The organism is Candidatus Halocynthiibacter alkanivorans (assembly GCF_003333265.1).
GTDB classification, from domain to species: domain Bacteria; phylum Pseudomonadota; class Alphaproteobacteria; order Rhodobacterales; family Rhodobacteraceae; genus Halocyntiibacter_A; species Halocyntiibacter_A alkanivorans.
The window spans coordinates 1-3673 of sequence record NZ_QOLB01000123.1; the positions used below are offsets into that span (position 1 = coordinate 1).

Consider the following 3673-nt stretch of genomic DNA (forward strand, 5'->3'; position numbering starts at 1 on the left):
ACATACCCGGAAAGCAGCACCGCATGCGGGGGGCGCATGCGGTGCTGCTTTCCGGGTATGTGGCCCGGGTCAGCCGGGGGCGGCGCATCGGGGCAGGCAGGAATCACCTGGTCAAATCCGGCGCAGAACGCCAGCGTGGCCCGGGAGATAGCGGCCTGAGCCGGCAGCAGTGCCAGGGACGTGATGGTCATGTGATCAACAGTATAAGGTGTTTGCGCATTTTCTCTTTTCCTTGTGGCAAAGGCCGACTATACACGGGGTAACTTCCCCGAAATCGCGGTCACGATCCTGTTGGATCACTTGGTTTTCCCCGGTAATCGGGAGTATTAGGCTCAAGGAGAGTTACGATGGCTAAACCGATTATGGCAAAGGCGACCGCCGTGTGGCTGGTCGATAACACGACACTCAGCTTTAAACAGATTGCGGATTTCTGCGACCTGCATGAGCTGGAGGTCCAGGGCATTGCCGACGGGGATGTGGCGACCGGGGTCAAAGGCTTTGACCCGATTTCGAACAACCAGCTGACCCACGAAGAAATTCAGGCCGGTGAAAAATCACCGCTGCACAAGCTGAAGCTGAAATTTTATGCGGCGGCTGCGGGCGAAGAAAAACGCCGTGGGCCACGTTATACGCCGCTGTCCAAACGCCAGGACCGCCCGGCCTCGATCCTGTGGCTGGTGAAATTCCACCCCGAATTGTCCGACGCCCAGGTCAGCAAGCTGGTGGGCACCACCAAGCCGACGATTCAGGCAATCCGCGAGCGCACCCACTGGAATATTTCCAACATTCAGCCGATTGATCCGGTGGCGCTTGGTCTGTGTAAACAGTCTGAGCTTGATCTGGCGGTGAACAAGGCAGCGGCGAAAAAAGCGGCTGAAGGCGGGCATATGTCGGACGATGAGCGGCGCAAGCTGCTGTCCACCGAACAGTCGCTGGGCCTGAGCGAGCCGGAACCGCTTGCGCCGGTCGCGCTTTCGGGGCTGGAGACCTTTACCCTTGGCGGTGAAGTCGAGAAAGAAGAAGCGCTGCCAGATGCGGACAGTTTCTTTAGTCTGCCGGAAGACAAAAATGATGACGAAGACGAGCAGCCTTGATTTCTGGCGCTGATCTTTGAAAGAGTGAACCCCGGGGCCTTTGCTGGTCGCCGGGGTTTTTCTTTGGGAGGCAGATATGCGTATTGTGGTGGTCGGACGCGGACTGATTGGTTCAGCGGCGGCGCGGCATCTGGCGCTGGCCGGGCATGAGGTGCTGCTGGTGGGCCCCTCTGAGCCGGGTGAAAAAGCCAGCCATCGCGGCGTGTTTGCGTCGCATTATGATCAGGCGCGCATCACCCGGGGTCTGGATGAGGATCCGTTCTGGAGCGCGGTCAGCCGCGCCTCAATTGCCCGCTACCGCGCTCTTGAGCGGGTCAGCGGGGTGCCGTTTTACCATCCGGTCGGCGCATTGTTGACGGGCGCGGCAGGTGGCAGGATTGAAGCGGTGGGTGCGGTGCAGCGCAACGCTGGTGTGGCGGCAGAAAAGCTGGAGGCGGCGGCGCTGGCGGCGCGGTTCCCGTATTTTCAGTTTGCGCCGGACACCCTGGGGTATTTTGAAGCGCAGGAGGCTGGCTGGATCAACCCGCGCGCCATGGTGCGGGCCCAGGGCGTGGCGGCGAGCCACGCGGGGGCCCGGATCCTGGATGCCGAGGTGCTGGGGCTGGAAGAGGGCGGCGAAGGCGTGTTGATCCGGCTGGCGGGCGAAACGCTCGCCGCCGACCGGGTGCTGGTGGCGGCAGGCGGTTTCAGCCCGCAGCTGGTGGACGTGGATCTGCGGGTGCTGGCCCGCACCATCACCCTGTTTGAAGTGTCTGATGCCCAGGCCGCTGAACTGGCGGCACAGCCCTCCCTGATCCGCTTTCACCCGGACGGGCACGAGACTTATCTGTTGCCGCCGGTGCGCTATTCCGACGGCAAGCCTTATCTGAAGCTGGGCGGCGAGCCTGAGGATGTTGAGGTCAGCGGTGCTGCCATCGGCGACTGGTTCCGCTCCGGCGGCTCTGAGGCGGTCTCGGCACAGTCCGAGACTGAGTTCCGCGCGCTGATGCCGGGGGTGGCGGTGAAGTCGATTTACCGCGACGCCTGTGTGGTCAGTTACAGCGCCAACACGTTGCCGGTCCTGAAACAGCTGTCTGAGCGGGTGAGCGTGGCTTGCGGCGGTTGCGGCAAGGCTGCGAAAAACGCTGACGAGCTGGGGCGCATTGCCGGGCAGATTCTGCTGGGGCAGGGCGATGCCGGGTATGAGGCGGCTTTGCTTTGAGGCGGGTAAAACGCCTGAAACAGTGACTGTTTTTCCGCTGTCGGCCAAACCGGCCTGGGCAGGTCGCGGCAGCGGCCAGTTGCCGCGCCTTAATCCGGTGCCACCCGCCGGCGCCACCCTCCAGGGCCGCTCTCCTGTGCCGATATCATGTGCGAATGACGGGGCCGGATTCCCGCGGCGGCCGTCCGGGCGCTATTGGCAGGGGCGCTCCATGATCAGGCAGGGTTCGCCACGGAATTCGGTTTCCACCGTATCCACATAGCCGACACGTTTTGCCAGCCGGACCGAGGCGTGATTGGGGGGATCAATCAGGCAGACGGTGGGCTGATCAAAATGCGCGTCCGCCCAGGCGAGGGCCGCCAGTACCGCTTCGGTCGCCAGGCCCAGACCGTGATGTTGCGGCAGCAGCAGCCAGCCCGCTTCGGGACGCAGCCCGAGAGCGGGGGTGATGTCGCGCTGGTAGTCGCCAAAACCAACCTCGCCGATGAATTCCCCGCTGGCGCGCAGCTCAACCGCCCAGCCACCCCAGCCCAGCATCTGCCAGTGGCCGGCGCGACGCAGCAGCCGTGCCCAGGTGACGTCCGGTGTGGATGGGGTGCCGGAGATATGGCGCACCACGTCCGGGTCTGCCCAAAGCGCGCACATGCCGGCAAAATCGTCCAGGCGGCTGGGGCGCAGGATCAGCCGGTCGGTGCTGAGCGTGGGGATTTCGCGGATCAGCTGCGGATCCGCGGCAGATGTCATGGTGGGTTTCAGCGGGGATTTCGCTACGGAGTTCATAGGGGAGCTCACTCCAGGATCCTCTGGCCGGACGGGGTGTCAAATTCAGCGCGCAGGCGACTATGCGGGCCGGCGGTGATGCGGATGCGCGGATCTTTCAGGTCGGCGAGCGCGGGGCTGAACTCATCGGCGAGAGGGTGTTCGATCACCAGCCGGGTCAGCCGGCAGCCGAGGTCCGCCATGTTTGCCGCCGGATGGGTGCCCGCCGGCCACTGGATAAAGGACGGGCAGGCACCGTCAAAAGGCAGGCTGCCATCCTCAGGTACCGAGATCAGCCAGTTCAGCGCGCCGCGCGACATGGCCAGGGCCGGGCCGGATTGCGCCGGGGCCTGCGCGAGCGTCTGCGCGATGTCGCTGCTGGAAACGATCCAGTGGGCGAGTCCGGGATTGTGGGGCGGGTTGTCCAGGCCGAACCAGCGCGCATGCGCAGGCTTTGGCGCGGCGGGGTCCGGGCAGATCACTTCCAGGTAGCAGTCGGGTCCCAGCGCCATCAGGTGGTTGTGGGTGCCCATGCGCGCGTGCGTCCCGCCCGCCGGGATGTCAACGCCGAGCCTGTGGCGCACATAGTCTATCCCGGACTGCAGTGTCGGTGCTGTGA

General features: G+C 64.3%; 5 protein-coding genes. 2 read left to right on the forward strand and 3 right to left on the reverse strand.

Annotation, left to right across the window (positions count from 1 at the left end; translation table 11 throughout):
• A partial coding sequence (locus DWA01_RS23665; protein ID WP_235008570.1) for a hypothetical protein occupies positions 1 to 191 on the reverse strand: 191 nt, incomplete at its 3' end.
• Positions 192 to 347: 156 nt separating this feature from the next.
• On the opposite strand from DWA01_RS23665, the gene DWA01_RS15275 reads away from it, so the two are divergent.
• On the forward strand, positions 348 to 1094 hold the full coding sequence (locus DWA01_RS15275) for a DUF1013 domain-containing protein (RefSeq protein ID WP_114286679.1): 747 nt from the start codon (positions 348 to 350) through the stop codon (positions 1092 to 1094).
• 76 nt (positions 1095 to 1170) lie between these two features.
• Complete coding sequence (locus DWA01_RS15280; RefSeq protein ID WP_114286681.1) at positions 1171 to 2295, forward strand: NAD(P)/FAD-dependent oxidoreductase; 1125 nt, start codon at positions 1171 to 1173, stop codon at positions 2293 to 2295.
• Positions 2296 to 2487: 192 nt separating this feature from the next.
• Here DWA01_RS15280 and DWA01_RS15285 read toward each other — a convergent pair whose 3' ends face one another.
• Both DWA01_RS15285 and DWA01_RS15290 read right to left on the reverse strand, forming a co-directional pair.
• Positions 2488 to 3087 carry a GNAT family N-acetyltransferase gene (locus DWA01_RS15285; RefSeq protein WP_235008571.1) on the reverse strand — a complete coding sequence of 200 codons (600 nt, stop codon included), beginning with the start codon at positions 3085 to 3087 and terminating at the stop codon, positions 2488 to 2490.
• Positions 3084 to 3673, reverse strand: a 590-nt coding sequence (locus DWA01_RS15290; protein WP_136057765.1) for a VOC family protein, incomplete at its 5' end; no start/stop codon positions are given. The genes DWA01_RS15290 and DWA01_RS15285, both read right to left, overlap by 4 nt.

Excerpts from the sequence above, each read along its gene's own strand:
- DWA01_RS15280 (WP_114286681.1), top strand. The coding sequence starts at position 1,171 with ATGCGTATTGTGGTGGTCGGACGCGGACTGATTGGTTCAGCGGCGGCG.
- DWA01_RS15275 (WP_114286679.1), top strand. The coding sequence starts at position 348 with ATGGCTAAACCGATTATGGCAAAGGCGACCGCCGTGTGGCTGGTCGAT.